At 68.7% G+C, this 14,575-nt stretch carries 15 protein-coding genes and 1 tRNA gene; 7 read left to right on the top strand and 9 right to left on the bottom strand.

The window, feature by feature from the left end; translation table 11 throughout:
* The first annotated feature begins 141 nt into the window (after positions 1 to 141).
* The gene (locus BCHO_RS08055; protein ID WP_024540694.1) at positions 142 to 1,071 is read left to right on the top strand and encodes an SPFH domain-containing protein; all 930 of its coding nucleotides are present in this window, start codon (positions 142 to 144) and stop codon (positions 1,069 to 1,071) included.
* 34 nt (positions 1,072 to 1,105) lie between these two features.
* Here the strand turns inward: BCHO_RS08055 and BCHO_RS08050 are convergent, their stop codons facing one another.
* Together BCHO_RS08050 and murI are read right to left on the bottom strand one after the other, a co-directional pair.
* The gene (locus BCHO_RS08050) at positions 1,106 to 1,954 is read right to left on the bottom strand and encodes a patatin-like phospholipase family protein (RefSeq protein ID WP_033491488.1); all 849 of its coding nucleotides are present in this window, start codon (positions 1,952 to 1,954) and stop codon (positions 1,106 to 1,108) included.
* Positions 1,955 to 1,968: 14 nt separating this feature from the next.
* Positions 1,969 to 2,769 (bottom strand): glutamate racemase, encoded by an 801-nt coding sequence (gene murI / locus BCHO_RS08045; protein WP_024540692.1) that lies wholly within the window; start codon positions 2,767 to 2,769, stop codon positions 1,969 to 1,971.
* A gap of 133 nt (positions 2,770 to 2,902) precedes the next feature.
* Between murI and dapF the strand changes: the two genes are divergently transcribed.
* The gene (gene dapF, locus BCHO_RS08040) at positions 2,903 to 3,796 is read left to right on the top strand and encodes a diaminopimelate epimerase (RefSeq protein ID WP_024540691.1); all 894 of its coding nucleotides are present in this window, start codon (positions 2,903 to 2,905) and stop codon (positions 3,794 to 3,796) included.
* Positions 3,797 to 3,865: 69 nt separating this feature from the next.
* Here dapF and BCHO_RS08035 read toward each other — a convergent pair whose 3' ends face one another.
* Both BCHO_RS08035 and BCHO_RS08030 read right to left on the bottom strand, forming a co-directional pair.
* Positions 3,866 to 4,156, bottom strand: a complete 291-nt coding sequence (locus tag BCHO_RS08035; RefSeq protein ID WP_024540690.1) for a DUF4190 domain-containing protein — start codon at positions 4,154 to 4,156, stop codon at positions 3,866 to 3,868.
* A 52-nt stretch (positions 4,157 to 4,208) separates the two neighbouring features.
* The gene (locus BCHO_RS08030) at positions 4,209 to 4,817 is read right to left on the bottom strand and encodes a vitamin K epoxide reductase family protein (protein WP_029675382.1); all 609 of its coding nucleotides are present in this window, start codon (positions 4,815 to 4,817) and stop codon (positions 4,209 to 4,211) included.
* Positions 4,818 to 5,097: 280 nt separating this feature from the next.
* Between BCHO_RS08030 and BCHO_RS08025 the strand changes: the two genes are divergently transcribed.
* Positions 5,098 to 5,982, top strand: a complete 885-nt coding sequence (locus BCHO_RS08025) for a PHP domain-containing protein (protein ID WP_024540688.1) — start codon at positions 5,098 to 5,100, stop codon at positions 5,980 to 5,982.
* Positions 5,983 to 6,086: 104 nt separating this feature from the next.
* On the opposite strand, the gene BCHO_RS08020 is transcribed toward BCHO_RS08025, so the two are convergent.
* Together BCHO_RS08020 and BCHO_RS08015 are read right to left on the bottom strand one after the other, a co-directional pair.
* A complete protein-coding gene (locus BCHO_RS08020; RefSeq protein WP_024540687.1) occupies positions 6,087 to 6,314 on the bottom strand; it encodes a DUF3107 domain-containing protein in 228 nt (75 codons plus the stop codon).
* 117 nt (positions 6,315 to 6,431) lie between these two features.
* On the bottom strand, positions 6,432 to 7,883 hold the full coding sequence (locus BCHO_RS08015) for a phosphotransferase (RefSeq protein WP_081707926.1): 1,452 nt from the start codon (positions 7,881 to 7,883) through the stop codon (positions 6,432 to 6,434).
* A 178-nt stretch (positions 7,884 to 8,061) separates the two neighbouring features.
* Between BCHO_RS08015 and BCHO_RS08010 the strand changes: the two genes are divergently transcribed.
* Positions 8,062 to 9,561 (top strand): ATP-dependent helicase, encoded by a 1,500-nt coding sequence (locus BCHO_RS08010; RefSeq protein WP_024540685.1) that lies wholly within the window; start codon positions 8,062 to 8,064, stop codon positions 9,559 to 9,561.
* A 21-nt stretch (positions 9,562 to 9,582) separates the two neighbouring features.
* Here the strand turns inward: BCHO_RS08010 and BCHO_RS08005 are convergent, their stop codons facing one another.
* A complete protein-coding gene (locus tag BCHO_RS08005) occupies positions 9,583 to 11,181 on the bottom strand; it encodes a zinc-dependent metalloprotease (RefSeq protein ID WP_024540684.1) in 1,599 nt (532 codons plus the stop codon).
* 104 nt (positions 11,182 to 11,285) lie between these two features.
* Here BCHO_RS08005 and BCHO_RS08000 point away from each other — a divergent pair, with 104 nt between their 5' ends.
* Positions 11,286 to 12,161, top strand: coding sequence for a YlbL family protein (locus BCHO_RS08000; RefSeq protein WP_024540683.1), 876 nt, complete (start codon positions 11,286 to 11,288; stop codon positions 12,159 to 12,161).
* A 138-nt stretch (positions 12,162 to 12,299) separates the two neighbouring features.
* Positions 12,300 to 12,722, top strand: coding sequence for a DUF3052 domain-containing protein (locus tag BCHO_RS07995; RefSeq protein ID WP_024540682.1), 423 nt, complete (start codon positions 12,300 to 12,302; stop codon positions 12,720 to 12,722).
* Between the two features lie 85 nt (positions 12,723 to 12,807).
* Here the strand turns inward: BCHO_RS07995 and BCHO_RS07990 are convergent, their stop codons facing one another.
* On the bottom strand, positions 12,808 to 13,302 hold the full coding sequence (locus BCHO_RS07990; RefSeq protein WP_024540681.1) for a hypothetical protein: 495 nt from the start codon (positions 13,300 to 13,302) through the stop codon (positions 12,808 to 12,810).
* A 96-nt stretch (positions 13,303 to 13,398) separates the two neighbouring features.
* Positions 13,399 to 13,472 (bottom strand) — tRNA-Val (locus BCHO_RS07985).
* 159 nt (positions 13,473 to 13,631) lie between these two features.
* On the opposite strand from BCHO_RS07985, the gene BCHO_RS07980 reads away from it, so the two are divergent.
* Positions 13,632 to 14,575, top strand: a 944-nt coding sequence (locus BCHO_RS07980; protein WP_034256333.1) for a DivIVA domain-containing protein, incomplete at its 3' end; no start/stop codon positions are given.

Genomic DNA, 14,575 nt, shown 5'->3' with positions numbered 1-14,575 from the left:
GGATGCGCGGGGCCGCGCCACGTTCGGTGGCAAGGAACGCGGCCCGTTCCGGCTCCCGGAACGGCGACGCGGCGGGCGGCACCGGCGCGGTACAGTGGAAGCCATTGTGCCCGTGCGGGCACAGGAAACGAGGTAACCACCATGACCCCAGGCACCATTGCACTGATCGTCGTCGCCGTCCTGCTGATCGTCGTGCTGTGCTGCTCGTGCTACATCGTGCCGCAGCAGCAGGCGTACATCATCGAACGGTTCGGCAAGTTCAAGAAGGTGACCTTCGCCGGCATCCATGTGAAGATCCCCTTCGTCGACCAGATTGCGATGAAGACGAACATGCGCGTCAGCCAGCTCAACGTCAAGATCGAGACGAAGACGCTCGACAACGTGTTCGTCGAGATCGTCGCGAGCACGCAGTACCGCGTCAACGCCGCCGACGTGGCGAAGGCCTACTACGAGCTGCGCGACCCGGCGGGCCAGCTGCGCGCCTACATGGAGGATGCGCTCAGGAGCGCGATCCCGATGCTCACGCTCGACGACGCCTTCGCGAAGAAGGACTCGGTCGCCGCCGACGTCCAGCAGACCGTCGGCGCCGAGATGGCGCGCTTCGGCTTCACCGTCGTCAAGACGCTGATCACGTCGATCGACCCGAGCCCGGCCGTCAAGGCGGCGATGGATTCGATCAACGCCGCACAGCGCGAGAAGGAGGCGACGCGCCAGCGCGCCGAGGCGCAGCGCATCCAGATCGAGACGCAGGCGGCCGCCGAGGCCGAGAAGGTGCGTCTGCAGGGCGAGGGCCAGGCGAACTACCGCCGCGAGATCGCGACCGGCATCGTCGACCAGATCAAGAGCCTGCAGGCCGTCGGCATGGACATCACCGAAGTGAACAACGTCGTGCTGTTCAACCAGTACCTCGACGTGCTGCGCTCGCTCTCCGACTCGCCGAACGGCAAGACGGTCGTGCTGCCGGCGTCAACGCCGGGCGGCTACCGCGACCTATACGAGCAGATGACGAACGCGATGCTCACCGCGCAGGAGAACGCGCCGACGACGATGCCGCCGGCGCCGCGCGTCTGATCCGGGTCCGGCGATGCGGCCGTGATGGCGACGGTCAGGAGGCGAGGAATGCGGCGATCGGCTCGGCGGCCGCGTAGCCGGCGCGGTACATGCGCTCGAGCCCCTCGTAGGTCTTCGACATCGTCGACAGCCCGTAGAGGTCCTCGGGGGCGAGGATGAGCACGCGGCCCTCCTGCTCGTAGCGTTTGGCGAGCGCGACCTCGTCGTTGTAGGTGCGGTAGCGGTTGAGCAGCGCCTCGCCGGCGGCCGGATAGGAGTGCGAGAGCAGCTTCGCCGGGGCGACGTCCTTGTGCTGTTCGCGCAGCACGTCCTTCAGCCGCGTCAGTACGACGACGATGCGGTCGTAGCCGGCGTCGACGGCGCGCTGCACCGGGACCGGGTCGGCGATGCCGCCGTCGAAGTACGGCACGTCGTCGATGACGACGGGCTTGCAGGCGACCGGCACGGCCGAGGACGCCTTGAGGATCGTGTAGTCGTCGTAGCGCATGTCGTGCTTCGTGAAATAGTGCGGTTCGCCGGTCAGGCCGTCGGCGGCGACGACGGTGAATTCGGTCGGGTTGGCGGCGAAGGCCTCGTAGTCGAGCGGGTATTCGCCGTCGTGGTTGCTCAATGTGCCGTAGACGTAGTCGAGGTCGCAGTAGTTGCCGGTGCGCACGTAGGCGTCCATGCTCGCGTACTCCTTGCGGAACGCGAATTCGGTGTAGAAGCGGTGCGCGCGCGTGTTCTGCCTTGCGATGAACGACGCGAGGTTCGCGCTGCCCGCGGAGATGCCGTAGGCGTGGTCGAAGGAGATGCCTTCGTCGAGGCAGCGGTCGAGGACTCCGGCGCCGAAGATCGCGCGGAAACCGCCGCCGACGTCGATGATTGCTGTGCTGTTCGTCATTCGAGCATTGTACGTCACCGCCGCAGACCGGTTTCGCCGCCGGTTTCCAGCAGTTCCTCGGCGAGCGCGGCGACACGCGGCGACGGGTCGGAGTTCGTCAGCGTGACGCCGCCTTCGGCCGTGTCGGGCGCGAGCGCGCCGAGCGATTCGAGGATGACGTCGAGATGGTGGACGGTGCCGGCGTTGCCGTCGACGATCGCGACGTTGTCGGGCAGCAGTTCGCGGAAGTAGTCGCGGTAGAAGATGAAATGGGTGCAGCCGAGCACGACCGAGTCGATCGAGTCGAGGTCGTAGCGGTCGAAGTAACCGTGGAGCGTGCGCATGACGAGGTCGTGGTCGGCGAGCCGTCCCTCCTCGACGATGCGGACGAGTTCGGGGCACGGCTGCGGGAAGATCGTGTGGCCGGATTCGAAGCGGTGCATCAGCGCGGCGAACTTGTGTTCGCGCAAGGTCAGCGGCGTGGCGGCGACGATGACGCGCTGACGGCGTCCGTGGCCGCGGTCGCAGGCGACCTTGAGCGCGGGCTCCATGCCGATGATCGGCAGATTGTAGTGGTCGCGCAGCGCGGCTGCGGCGGCCGACGTGGCCGTGTTGCAGGCGATGACGATCGCCTTGGCGCCCTGGGCGACGAGGTCCTCGACGATCTGCTCGGACAGTGCGCGCACCTGTTCGGGCGTCTTCGTGCCGTAGGGCGCGTGCTCGGAGTCGCCGAAGAACATGATGCGCTCGTGCGGCATCTCGCGGCGGATCTCACGGACGACGGAGATGCCGCCCAAGCCGGAATCGAATACGCCGATCGGAGCCGACGAAGCCATGATGGTGCCTCCTGACAGAGCCGTTGCGCGCGACGCGGGGCCGCGCCTCCCAAGGCGTCATTATACGAAGCGGCGCGCACCGCTACGCGCATCGGGGAATCAAAGGGGCGGCTGTGCGGGTACAGTGAGGCATATGAGCATTGCAACGACGGTATACAAGACGCAAGGCACCGGCAACGACTTCGTCATGTTCGAGGACGCGGACGGCACGTACGATCCGCAGCCCAAGGAGATCGCGGCGATCTGCGACAGGCATTTCGGCATCGGCGCCGACGGACTGATTCGCGTCACGAAGCCGCAGTACGTCGGGGACATCAGCGAGGAGGACCTCAAGGCGTGCGAGGACGGCGGCGCCGAGTGGTTCATGGACTACCGAAACGCCGACGGTTCGATCGCGCAGATGTGCGGCAACGGTTCGCGCGCGACGGCGCTGTTCATCCGCACGATGCACGGCATCGACGGCGACGAGCCGCTCAGGCTCGGCACGCGCGCCGGCGTCAAGACGCTGACGCCGATGCCCGACGACGACGAGCTCGGCACGCATCTGTTCCGCGTCGACATGGGCGTCTGGAAGATCGGCGACGTCGACGCGCACATCGTGACGGTCGCGGATTCGGACGGCTCGGGCAAGGGCACCTTCGTCGACATGGGCAATCCGCATGTCGTGACCGTCGTCGAGGACGCATTCAGCACGCTGCCGGTGCTCGAGGACCTCGACCTCGACGAGGCGCCGGTCGTGACGCCGGCGATCGAGGAGGGGCAGAACGTCGAGTTCGTGCGCATCGATGAGATCGACGACGGCGAGGACCGCGGCGAGGCGACGATGCGCGTGTTCGAACGCGGCTGCGGCGAGACGTTGTCGTGCGGCACCGGCCTGTGCGCGACGGCCGTCGTGCTGCATGCGAAGACCGGCGTCAACCATTGGCGCATCACCGTGCGCGGCGGCAAGGTCGACGTCGACGTGACCGGCGACGACGTCATGCTGACCGGGCCGGCGGCGATCGTCGCGAAGATCGAGATGCTGTGACCCGCCGTGGCCGCCGTCGACGGTGGGTCACAGCGGATCACAGCCACTGCGCGCGGGGAGGGCGAACGCTCACCCCGCGCGCAGCTGCATGCCGTAGGGGATGAACATCAGGCCGAACCAGACGAAGTAGGCGATGATCGTGAGCGCGGCGAGCATGACGACGACGCTGACGACGATGCCGGCGATCGCCAGGCCGCGACCGTGCAATGCACGGCCGTCGGCGATGCGGGCGAGCGCGACGATCGAGCAGGCGAGGCCGGCCGGCGGCAGCAGCCACGCGCAGACGAAGCCGACGACGGCGAAGACGCTCCAGCGTTCGGTCATGCGCGGCGGCGCGGGGGAGGGGGACGGCGAAGTCATCGTGCTCCTTGGCAATGAGAGGAAAGGGAATCGTGCGGGCAGTCGCTGCGGTTCAGGCGAAGAGATAGGCGCCGTCCTTGACGAGGATGAGCGTGACGAGCGCGACGATCCAGACGGCGTCGACCATCAGGTCGAAGTTGAGGCGGTAGTATTTGCGCAGGCCGGCGGCGCGCGTCGGCAGCCCCTGGACGGTGACGGTCGCGTGGCTGACGGCGATGAATTGGATCGTCGTCGCGAAGCACAGCACGAGGCACCACGGGCACAGCGCGTTGATGACGAACAGCGACTGCGTCGTCAGCCAATACGAGTAGGCGAGCGCGGCGAGGGAGCCGAACCATGTGCATGCCGCGAACCAGCGCGGCATGCGCATGCGCGCCAACCCGATGACGGCGATCGTGCAGAACACCGATTCGGCGGCGATGCCGAAGAACGCGTTCGGGTAGCTCAGGCCGGCGAACTTGACGATCTCCGCCTGCCAGGAGTCGGCGACGGCGGAGCAGGAGAGCACGGCGTTGACGTCGCACGACAGCAGCTTGCCGGGTTCGCGCGCCATCTGCAGCGTCTCGGCGGACAGGACGAAGGAGACGACGAGCGCGAGGCCGGAGGCGGCGAGCATGACGAGATACAGCCAGACGGCTCCGTGGCGCCAGCCGCGTGGCATGTCGGCGGGGACGGCCGGCGCGCCGGTGTCCTTGGCCGGGACGGATACGGGCCGTGCCGTCGTCTGATGCGGCTGTTCGGATTGGGTGCTCCGCTGCCGGTTCGCTGCCATATTGGCCTCCTCGATGCGTCGGACGTGGGTGCGGCGCGGCCGGTGGCGGGCGCCGCTGTGGAACAGTGTACAAAACGCGGGCCCGCATGGGCGAATCGGCGATTGCGCGGATCCCAGTGATTTCGCCGAATGCGCGCGGCGCCGCGGCGCGACCGTTTACGATGGAGATATGGCGAAGGTAGCGATTGCGATGACACCGCCGACGAGCGGATGGGATATGCACTGCCACACGGTGTTCTCCGACGGCACGGAGACGCCGCATGAGCTTGTGCGGCGCGCGAAGGGGATCGGGCTGCACGGCGTGGCGATCACCGACCACGACACGACGGCCGGCTGGCCGCAGGCCGAGCAGGCGTCGAGCGAGCTCGGGCTGCCGCTTGTGCGCGGCACCGAGATCACGGCGCAGGACGGCAACGTCTCGGTGCATATGCTCGCCTACCAGTACGATCCGCGCTCCAGACGCATCTGCGACCTGTTCCGCACGACGCGCGCGGCGCGGCTCGCCCGGACGAAGAAGATGGTCGCGCTGCTGGCGAAGGACTTCCCGATCGACTGGGACGACGTGCTCGCGCAGGTCAAGGAGGGCGACCAGACGACGATCGGCCGTCCGCACATCGCCGACGCGCTCGTCGCCGCCGGCGTCTACCCGGACCGTTCGGCCGCCTTCGCCGACGCGATCAGCTCGCACAGCAAGTACTACATCCCAACGCCGTCGCCGAGCACCGGCGACGTCGTGCGGGCCGTGGGCGAGGCCGGCGGCGTCAGCGTCGTCGCGCACGCCGCCGACCCGAGCCGCAACAAGGTGCTGCTGTCCGACGCGCAGATCGCGCGCCTGGTCGACGAGGGGCTCGACGGGCTCGAGGTGTGGCACCGCGGCAACCCTCCCGAACAGCGCGCGCGGCTGCTCATGCTCGCCGAACGCTACGGGCTGCTCGTGACCGGCGGATCGGACTGGCACGGCAAAGGCAAGCCGAACAAGCTCGGCGAATGCCTGACCGACGATGCGACGGTAGCCGAGATCGTGCGCCGCGGCGCGATCCCGCTGTGGAAATAGCGCCCCGCGGCGGGCATGGATACGGCGAAGGGCGGCGGATCCCGCGGATATGGAATCGCGGGAATCCGCCGCCCTTCGCGGCCGTGCAGGGTCTTGTGGACGCTTTAGCTGAGCGCGCCGAAGCCGACGGCGTGGCGCGTCTCGGAGCCGATGATCGCATAACCGAGCGCGTCGGCCGGCACGATGAAGCGGCGGCTCTTGTTGTCCATCAGCACAATCGGCTTATGCGCTTCGAGCGCCTGCTCGATCGTATGCTCGATCTGCTCCGCCGGCTCGTCCGAGTTGAACGTGACCGGACGTGTGACGTTCTGGACGCCGAGTTCGATTTCCATATGACTCTCCTTGATGATGATCGCTGTCCCTGTGCGTACAGCATTCTACGGCAAGCGTCGCGCCGGGCGCCGGCGCGCTACGCGCACGGATGAGCGTGCGTCGGGCGCTGCATACGCTCAGCCTTGCGTATGTGGCGTGGGGGAGGAGCCGTCGCCGGTCGCCGGATGCGACTGTTCGAGGCCGGCCTGCGCGTCGCGCATCGCCTGCTCCTCGCGTTCGAGCAGTGGGATCAGCAGCGTCTGCGCATCGGGCCCGTTCGACGACGTGCCGTTCGACGCGGGACGCTGCGCGCCGGGCGTCGAACGGACGGAACCGGTGGCGACCGCCTGCGCCTGTCCGGTCGCGTCCGTCTGCTCGGTGACGCCGATGACGATCGTCTCGCTCGACGAGGCCGCGATCTGGCGCGACGCCGTGTCGTCGGCGTCGACGACGCCGATCGCGTCGATCGGATGGGAGTCGGTGCGGTCGTCGCCGGCCGGCTGTCGCACGGCTTGCGTCGCGCCGGCGGTGACGTCGCGTTCGTCGGTCACGTCGAAGATCGACGACGCCGAGGCCAGCTGCGTGCTCGACGGCGTCGACGCGCGGCGCTGGCGCGCCTCGTCCTCGCGCAGCAGCGTGTTGACGGTGACGGTGCTCGGGTTCGCGCCGGAGGCCGCGTCGTAGCCGCGTGTGCGGTGCATCGTCGCGCCGAGCTGATGGGCGAGATGGTCGACCTGCGCCTTGAACTGCATGATGCGCGCGTTGTCGCCCTGGTTGAGCGCCTGGATGAAGTCGCCGACCTGCGCCATCTGCACCCACAGGTTCGCGCGCAGCATGATGAGGTCGTCGAGACGGTTGCCGAGGATGCGGCCGTAGGCGGAGATGACGGCGTTGCGGTGCGTCTCGTCGAGCTTCGAGAAGATCCACGCGAGGTCGCGCGCCGGATCGTTGATCTGCATCTCCTGCCAGTTCGTGATCGTCGTGATCGTCGAGCCGGAGAAGACGAAGTCGCCGTCGGCGTAGCCGCCGTGCACCGGGCAGGTCATGAACGACCACAGCCCCTCGGTCTCGAGGATGCGCGTCCAGCTGTCGGTGATCTCGCCGGGCACATGGCCGGCCTGGCGCAGCCGCTTGATCCACGACGTCAGCTGCGCGCGGATCTGGCCGGTCGTGTACGAAGGATAGCCGGATTCGGTCAGGAAGGTCGGGCGCAGCCGGTGCACGGCGCCGATCGCCGTGCCCACCGACGCGCAGTCGTCGAGCGTGAGCAGCTCGAGCGAACGGGCGACGCCCTCGGGATGGGCGGTGACGAGCACCGACGCGCGCTCCGGATCGTCACCGCCCGGCTGGAACGCGACGATGCGGTCGACGGAGAAGCCGAGCCCGGCGAGCTCGCGCGCATGCTCGACGACCTGCCCGGCACGCACGCGGCCGGCGAGACGACGCTTGCCGCGCGCGTCGTCGGACGCATAGACGTTGTAGAGATGGCCGCGCAGATCCTGCACGACGGCCTGGTCGATGCCGACCCCCGCATCCGTGTCGTTCTCCTGCTCGCTGGCGCGGACGCCGACGACGGCCGTGTCCGGCATCGCCGCCGAAGCCAGGGCCGCCAACATCAGATTGCTTCGTTCACTCACAGCGGCCATTTTTCCATGCGGAGCGTACAAGACGATGCACAAACGTCAGTCGTTGCAACGTTCCGCAGGCCCGCGCGGGCGCGCGGCGCGGGCGCGCGGCGCGGGCGTGCGAGACCGGGCGCGTGGCACAATGGTCGGCATGCAGGCATCAGCGGAGGAGATTCTCGACGGGCTCGACGACGCGCAGCGGCGCGCCGCGACGAGCGTGGAGGGGCCGGTGCGCATCATCGCATGCGCCGGCGCCGGCAAGACGCGCACGATCACGCGGCGCATCGCCTACGCGTGCGCGACCGGCGCGTGGCGCCCCGGCGCGACGCTCGCCGTGACGTTCTCGGTTAAGGCGGCGAACGAGATGCGCGAGCGGATCGCGGCGCTCGGCGTCGACGGCGTGCATGTCGCGACCTTTCATTCGGCCGCGCTCGCGCAGCTGCGCGAAGTGTGGAACGAACTGTGCGAGGGACCGTTCCCGCAGCTCGCCGAACGCCGCGGCGACCTCGTCGCGCAGGCGTGCGTGCGCGCGCTCAACCGCGAACCGGAACGCCGCGCCGCGCACGACATCGAACGGGAGATCGACTGGTGCAAGGTCTCGCTGATCGCCCCCGACGACTACGGGCGCGTCTGCGCGGCGACGCGGCGCGAACCGCCCGCGCAGCTCGACGTGCGCCGCTTCATCGACGTCTACCGGCAGTACGAGCTCGAGAAGACGGCACGTCTGCAGATCGACTTCAACGACATCCTGCTCATGTGCGCGCATGTGCTCGACGCGTTCCCCGAGACGGCCGCGCACATCCGTGAGCGCATCGGCTGGCTCACCGTCGACGAATACCAGGACGTCTCGCCGCTGCAGCACCGGCTGCTGCGCGGATGGCTGGGCGACAACCGCCGCATCTGCGTCGTCGGCGATCCGGCGCAGACGATCTATTCGTTCGCGGGCGCGACGAGCTACTATCTCGACGACTTCGCGCGCGAGTTCGCGCCGCTCGCCGCGAACATCGAACTGAGCCGCGACTATCGTTCGACGCCGCCGGTCGTCGCGCTCGCGAACCGTGTGCTGTCGCGTTCGCCCGAACGCGACGGGTATCTGCGGCTGCGCGCCGTGCGCGGCGGCGGCCCGCGCGTGACGAGCATGATCTACGGAACCGACGCCGAGGAGGCGCGCGCCGTGGCCGCGGCGATCCGCCGCATCGTCGAGCGCGGGGGGCGCGCCGCCGACTGTGCGGTGCTCACGCGCATCAACGGCCAGCAGGCCGTGCTCGTGCGTGCGCTGCGCGAGGCGGGCGTGCCGTATCAGGTGCGCCGCGACGCCGGATGGCAGCAGTCGGCGGTCGCCGACATGCCGCCGGCCGACATGTCGGCGATCGACGACGCCGCCGGTGCGCGCGCCGGACGGGCGACGGTCAGCACGATCCACGCGTCGAAGGGCCTCGAGTTCAAGCATGTGTTCCTCGTCGGGCTGTCCGACGGGCTGATGCCGTTCCACGCCTCCGACGACCCGACGACGCTCGAGGAGGAGCGCCGCGTGCTCTATGTGGGCGTGACGCGCGCCGAGGACGCGCTCCATCTGTCCTATGCGCGCCGCATGAACGAGGAAAGCGGCTTCGTCAGGGACGTAAGCCGCTTTCTGCAGTGAGATCCGCCGTCGTCGGGCCGGTTACCGGCGCGTCGCGTCAGTAGCGCCGGGGTGGTCGTCGTCGGGATGGTCGTCATCGGGATGGTCGTCATCGGCACCGTCGGTGTCGTCGGTGTCGCCGTGCTCGTCGTCGGCGTTCGCGTCGGCGGATGTGGCGTCGTCGTTCGGGACGTCGGCGTCGTCCGTTTCGGTCGGGGCGCCCGCGTCGGCCGCGGCGCTCGCGTCGTCGTCGAGCAGGCGGCTCAGTTCGGCGTCCCAGTCGATATGCTCGCCCTTCGGCGCGGCGGCCTCGGCCTCGTCGCCCTCGTTGGGCAGGCTCGGCAGCAGGTCCGGGTGTCCCCACATCGCGTCGCGTCCCTCGACGCCGCGTTCGGCGGTGAGGAGCTCCCACAGCTGCGCGGCCTCGCGTGTGCGCTTTGGGCGCAGCTGCAGGCCGAGCAGGTTCTCGAAGGTCAGTTCGGCGGGGCCTCCGACGGCGCGCTCGCGGCGCATCATCTCGCGCAGCTGCTCGAGATGCGGCAGATGCGCCATGCCGGAACGCCAGACGACGCAGTCGACCCAGCCTTCGACGAGCGCGAGCAGCGTCTCGATCGAATGCATCGTCTCCTTCTGCTCGTCGGTCGTCGTCAGTCCCACGTTCGACAGGTTGACGGCGCCGGACAGCGACTCCGGGTCGAGCGACGAGGCGCCGCGCAGCTGCTCCTCCATCGCGTCGAGGTCGATCGTGATGCCACGCGCGTATTTGCCGATGAGCGCGACGAAGCGCGGCATCAGCCACGGCACCGTCGCGTACAGGCGCGCATAGGCCTGTTCGCGTAGCGCGATGAACTCGGTGACCTCGGCCGCGTCGATCTCGAGCGAGCGCGCGTATTCGTCGACGTTCTGCATGATGAGGCCGCCCGCCGGGTTCTTGAGCAGTTCGATGCCCTGATCGTAGCTGCCGCGCACCTCCTTCGACATCGCGCCGGCCGCCTGGCCGAGCTGCATCGCGTACGAGGTGTTGGCGAACAGCTTCATCAGCTGCTTGGCGTCCTTCATGCCCTCGGGGATCGGGATCGGCACCGGGCCGGCGAACATGCCGGTGATCTCGCCGTCGAAGGCGCCGTCGAGACGTTCGGAGATGACGGCGCCGAGCGCGTCGTTCATCGAGGCGGCGACCGGCGCGGCGAACTGGGCCCACTGCTCGATCGTGCCCTCGACCCAGGCGGCGCGCGTCAGCGCCTCGGCCTGCGAGGGCACCGGGTCGAAGTCGGTCGTCGTGTCGAGCCACAGGTTGACCTCGCTCATCGCGCGGCGCATCGCGGCGCCCTCCTCGGCGGTGACGATCCGCTCGCTGTCGGCGTCGTTCGCCTGCTGCAGCGCGATCGACCTCGCGAGCTTGACGTTGATCGGGCCTTCGGCGATCGTCTGCTGCATCTCGCCGAAGGAATTGAGCCCGCCGCCGGCGAAGGCCTGCATCATGCCGCGGATCTGCGCCGGGTCGGGCAGGTCCTCGAGGCTCTGGCTCATCAGCTGCTCGCGGATCTGGTCGGGCAGCGACTCGACCTGCTTCCACGCCATCTCGCCCTGCACGGGGCCGAAGCATTCGATGAACCACTGGTGCAACGTATTCTCATCCATCATGGGTTCCCTTCGTACTTGGATCTGTACGCTTCGTGTTTTTCCTATCTGTCTCAATACGCGACACGCCGAAATAATTCCGCCGCGGCCATAGTATGGGAGGCATGTCGCACACGCAGAACCCCACCCGGCCGCAGACCACGCGGGACGCCGTCCGCCCCGGCCTGCTCCGCCGCCTCGCCGCGCATTGGCGGGGGCGGCCCTTCGGCTTCGCCGTCGGCGCGCTCGCCGTGCTGCTCGGCGTCATGATCCTGCTGATGCCGAGCGCCTACGTCGTCGAGACGCCCGGGCCGACGCAGGACGTGCTCGGCGAAAGCGGCGGCAAGAAGGTCATCGACGTCTCCGGCGTGCCGACCCACAAGGACTCCGGCAGGCTGCTGCTCGTCACCGTCAACGCCGCCGGCGTGCCCGGATACCCGGTCTCGAACGCCGAGGCGCTGTGGGGCTGGGCCGACCCGCAGATGCTCGTCATGCCGCAGGAGGCGATCTTCCCGGTCGGTCAGACGAGCGAGGAGTACGAACGCGAGTCGCAGCAGGAGATGACCTCGTCGCAGGACGCGGCCGTCACCGCGGGCCTCGACTACGCCGGAAAGCTCGGCGCCGACGTCAAGGGCGCGAAGGTGACGATGCACGTCGACGACATCGGCGGCCCGTCGGCCGGCATGATGTACGCGCTCGGCCTCGTCGACATGCTGACGCCGGCCGAGGAGTCGGCTGGGACGACGGTGGCGGGCACCGGCACGATCGACGACAAGGGCAAGGTCGGTGCGATCGGCGGCATCGACCTGAAGATGCTCGGCGCGCTCCGCGACGGCGCCACCTGGTTCCTCGCGCCGTCCGCCAACTGCGACGAGGTCGTCGGCCATGTGCCCGAAGGGCTGCGCGACGTCAAGGTCTCGACGCTCGACGACGCATACCGCGCGCTCGTCGCGATCGGTGAAGGCAAAGGCGACGCGCTGCCGCGCTGCACTGCCGGATGACGGCCGGATGACGGCCGGGAAGACGTCGCCGCCGGCACGGCCGACGCCCGCGAACGGCTCCGCGGCGCCGATTGCGGGCCACCGGTCCCCGCGGTCGGCGTAACGGGCGTGTTCGCTGGTGTTGCTATATTGGCGAACGTGAATCAAACGGCATCTGAGAAAGCTGAGGAGTTCGGCTTCCGCGCGGGGGACCTGGTCCAGGAATGGCTCTGGGACGACGATGTGGATGACACGATCCGCGAGAACATCGAGACGTTGACCGGTGAGGAGCTGGTGGACGAGGAATACGATTCCGCCGTGGACGGCGCGATCATCTGGTGGCGCGACGGCGACGACGAGGACGGCCTGTCGGACACGATCATGGACGCCTACGCCGTGCTCGGCCAGGACGGGCCGCTGTGGGTGCTCACGCCGAAGCCGGGACGCGACGGTGCACCGGGGGCGAACACCGTGCAGAACGCGTCGAAGACGGCGGGCATGAACGCGTCGACGCCGCTGACCGTCAGCAGCGACTGGAACGGCATCCGCCTGCGGGCCTTCGGCAAGAGCTCGAACCGCTAGACGGTCCATCGCCGCCGGCGATCCCCGAGGGGAAGGCCGGCGGCGATGTCGTATCGGAAAGCCGGGGCGGGCATCGAGGCCACGCTCACAGCAGGCACGCGCACAGCTGCATCATGACGGCGCAGACGAAGACGATCGTCATCGCGAAGGTGCGCGGGAACCGCTCGCGCATGATCGCGAAGGCGACGGCGAACGCGAAGGCGAACGCGATGAGGCCGAGCGTCACCCATCGGATGACGGCGTGCGCCGGGTCGATGACGCCGAACAACGTGAGCATGACCGGGATGAGCATGCCGGCCGACAGCACGAGCATGACGAGCGCGACGATCATGTCGGCGCGCCTCGTCGCAGGCGAGGGGTGCCGACGTCGCGCCCGTTCCTCCTCGAGCGCGCGCGTCAGCTCGGTGATGCGCCGGTCGTCGTCGACGGCGCGCCAATGTGCCTCATGTTCGAGCCGCTGCACTTCGAGGTCGAGCGCATCGAGGCGCTCCTCGAGCCCCTGTTCACGCCGTGAGGTGCCGGGAAGCAGCGTCTGCAGCGCCTTCAACGGGGTCGACAATACGTCCAATGGGGTGTTCATGGCTCATGATTATAGGGAGGCCGCGCATGCGCCGCGGCACGTTCCCTCGCACAGCTGAGCGCGGATGCGCCGAATGGGGAGGACGGAAGGCAACGGTGGGCGATGAGGGATTCGAACCCCCGACATCCACCGTGTAAAGGTGGCGCTCTAACCAACTGAGCTAATCGCCCGCATGCGCGTGTGCGTATCGCATCGCGGCAGCCACATCACTGTACAACGACGGGTGAAGAAAGCGTCGCGGCGGCGGGTGTCGCGCGCGCCGCCGCCGTGCGCGCGTCTCAAACATCACGTAATCTAGCACTGGTACGAAATCGCGAGGAGGACAGACGATGGCGCAGGAACGCGAAGCGACGGGCGGCACGGCGAATATCGAACGCGTGGGCAAACGCAAGAAGGGATACGACGTGCGTCAGGTGGACGCATTCCTCGAACAGGCGCACGCATTGTACGAACAGGACGGCGTCGAACTGCGGCGCGGCGACATCCAGGACGCGTCCTTCGACATCGTCAAGGGCGGCTATTCGATCCCGCAGGTCGACGCGACGCTCGAACGGCTCGCGAAGGCCGTCAGCGACAAGGACACCTCCTACGAGATCGCCGAACTCGGCCGCGTCGCATGGAAGGCGCAGGTCGAGGCGCTCTACCGGCAGCTCGAGGCGCATGCCGAACGCGCCGACGGCGAACGCTTCGCGCCTGGCGAGCCGAAGCGGCCGTCCTACGACCGCAAGCAGGTGGACCGGCTCATCGACCGCATCATCGACCAGGCCGGCGACGAGCTCGAGCACATCAGCACCGAGGCGCCGGACGGCGGCGACGACGGCTCGAAGCTGACGGCGCAGTCCGTCTCCGACGTCATGTTCACACAGCGCAAGGGCAAGCACGGCTACGACGAACGCCAGGTCGACTACTATCTCAACGCCTGCGCCGACCTGCTCGGCCGCCTTGAGTCCTATGGGCGTGTCTCCACCTACGCCGAGCACAGGCCGGCGGCCGCCGCGCAGGCCGCGACGCCCGCGCCGGCCGTCGCGCCGCTCATCCCGGAGCACGCAGACGCGCCGCGCACGGCCGCGTCGACGACGCAGCCGATGACGATCGTGCAGCCGACGCCGGTGCCGGCGCAGCCGTCCGCCGCGACCGAGCCGATCGCGCCCGAACAGTCCTTCGACGAGCTGCACAAGGCCGAACAGGCGATCTTCATGCCGACGACGCCGACCGTCTCGCCGGTGACGCCGGCGGCGGCGTCGGCTACGGCCACGTCGACGGTCCCGGTCAG

The sequence above is a fragment of the Bifidobacterium choerinum genome (assembly GCF_000741135.1).
Taxonomy (GTDB): domain Bacteria; phylum Actinomycetota; class Actinomycetes; order Actinomycetales; family Bifidobacteriaceae; genus Bifidobacterium; species Bifidobacterium choerinum.
Note: the sequence above shows the minus strand (reverse complement) of the source record. Positions and strands in the feature narration are given on the sequence as shown.

Excerpts from the sequence above, each read along its gene's own strand:
- BCHO_RS08050 (WP_033491488.1), bottom strand. The coding sequence starts at position 1,954 with ATGACGAACAGCACAGCAATCATCGACGTCGGCGGCGGTTTCCGCGCG.
- BCHO_RS08025 (WP_024540688.1), top strand. The coding sequence starts at position 5,098 with ATGGCGAAGGTAGCGATTGCGATGACACCGCCGACGAGCGGATGGGAT.
- BCHO_RS08005 (WP_024540684.1), bottom strand. The coding sequence starts at position 11,181 with ATGGATGAGAATACGTTGCACCAGTGGTTCATCGAATGCTTCGGCCCC.
- BCHO_RS08055 (WP_024540694.1), top strand. The coding sequence starts at position 142 with ATGACCCCAGGCACCATTGCACTGATCGTCGTCGCCGTCCTGCTGATC.
- BCHO_RS08030 (WP_029675382.1), bottom strand. The coding sequence starts at position 4,817 with ATGCCACGCGGCTGGCGCCACGGAGCCGTCTGGCTGTATCTCGTCATG.
- BCHO_RS08020 (WP_024540687.1), bottom strand. The coding sequence starts at position 6,314 with ATGGAAATCGAACTCGGCGTCCAGAACGTCACACGTCCGGTCACGTTC.
- BCHO_RS08010 (WP_024540685.1), top strand. The coding sequence starts at position 8,062 with ATGGTCGGCATGCAGGCATCAGCGGAGGAGATTCTCGACGGGCTCGAC.
- BCHO_RS08035 (WP_024540690.1), bottom strand. The coding sequence starts at position 4,156 with ATGACTTCGCCGTCCCCCTCCCCCGCGCCGCCGCGCATGACCGAACGC.
- BCHO_RS07990 (WP_024540681.1), bottom strand. The coding sequence starts at position 13,302 with ATGAACACCCCATTGGACGTATTGTCGACCCCGTTGAAGGCGCTGCAG.
- BCHO_RS08000 (WP_024540683.1), top strand. The coding sequence starts at position 11,286 with ATGTCGCACACGCAGAACCCCACCCGGCCGCAGACCACGCGGGACGCC.
- murI (WP_024540692.1), bottom strand. The coding sequence starts at position 2,769 with ATGGCTTCGTCGGCTCCGATCGGCGTATTCGATTCCGGCTTGGGCGGC.
- BCHO_RS08015 (WP_081707926.1), bottom strand. The coding sequence starts at position 7,883 with ATGCCGGACACGGCCGTCGTCGGCGTCCGCGCCAGCGAGCAGGAGAAC.
- dapF (WP_024540691.1), top strand. The coding sequence starts at position 2,903 with ATGAGCATTGCAACGACGGTATACAAGACGCAAGGCACCGGCAACGAC.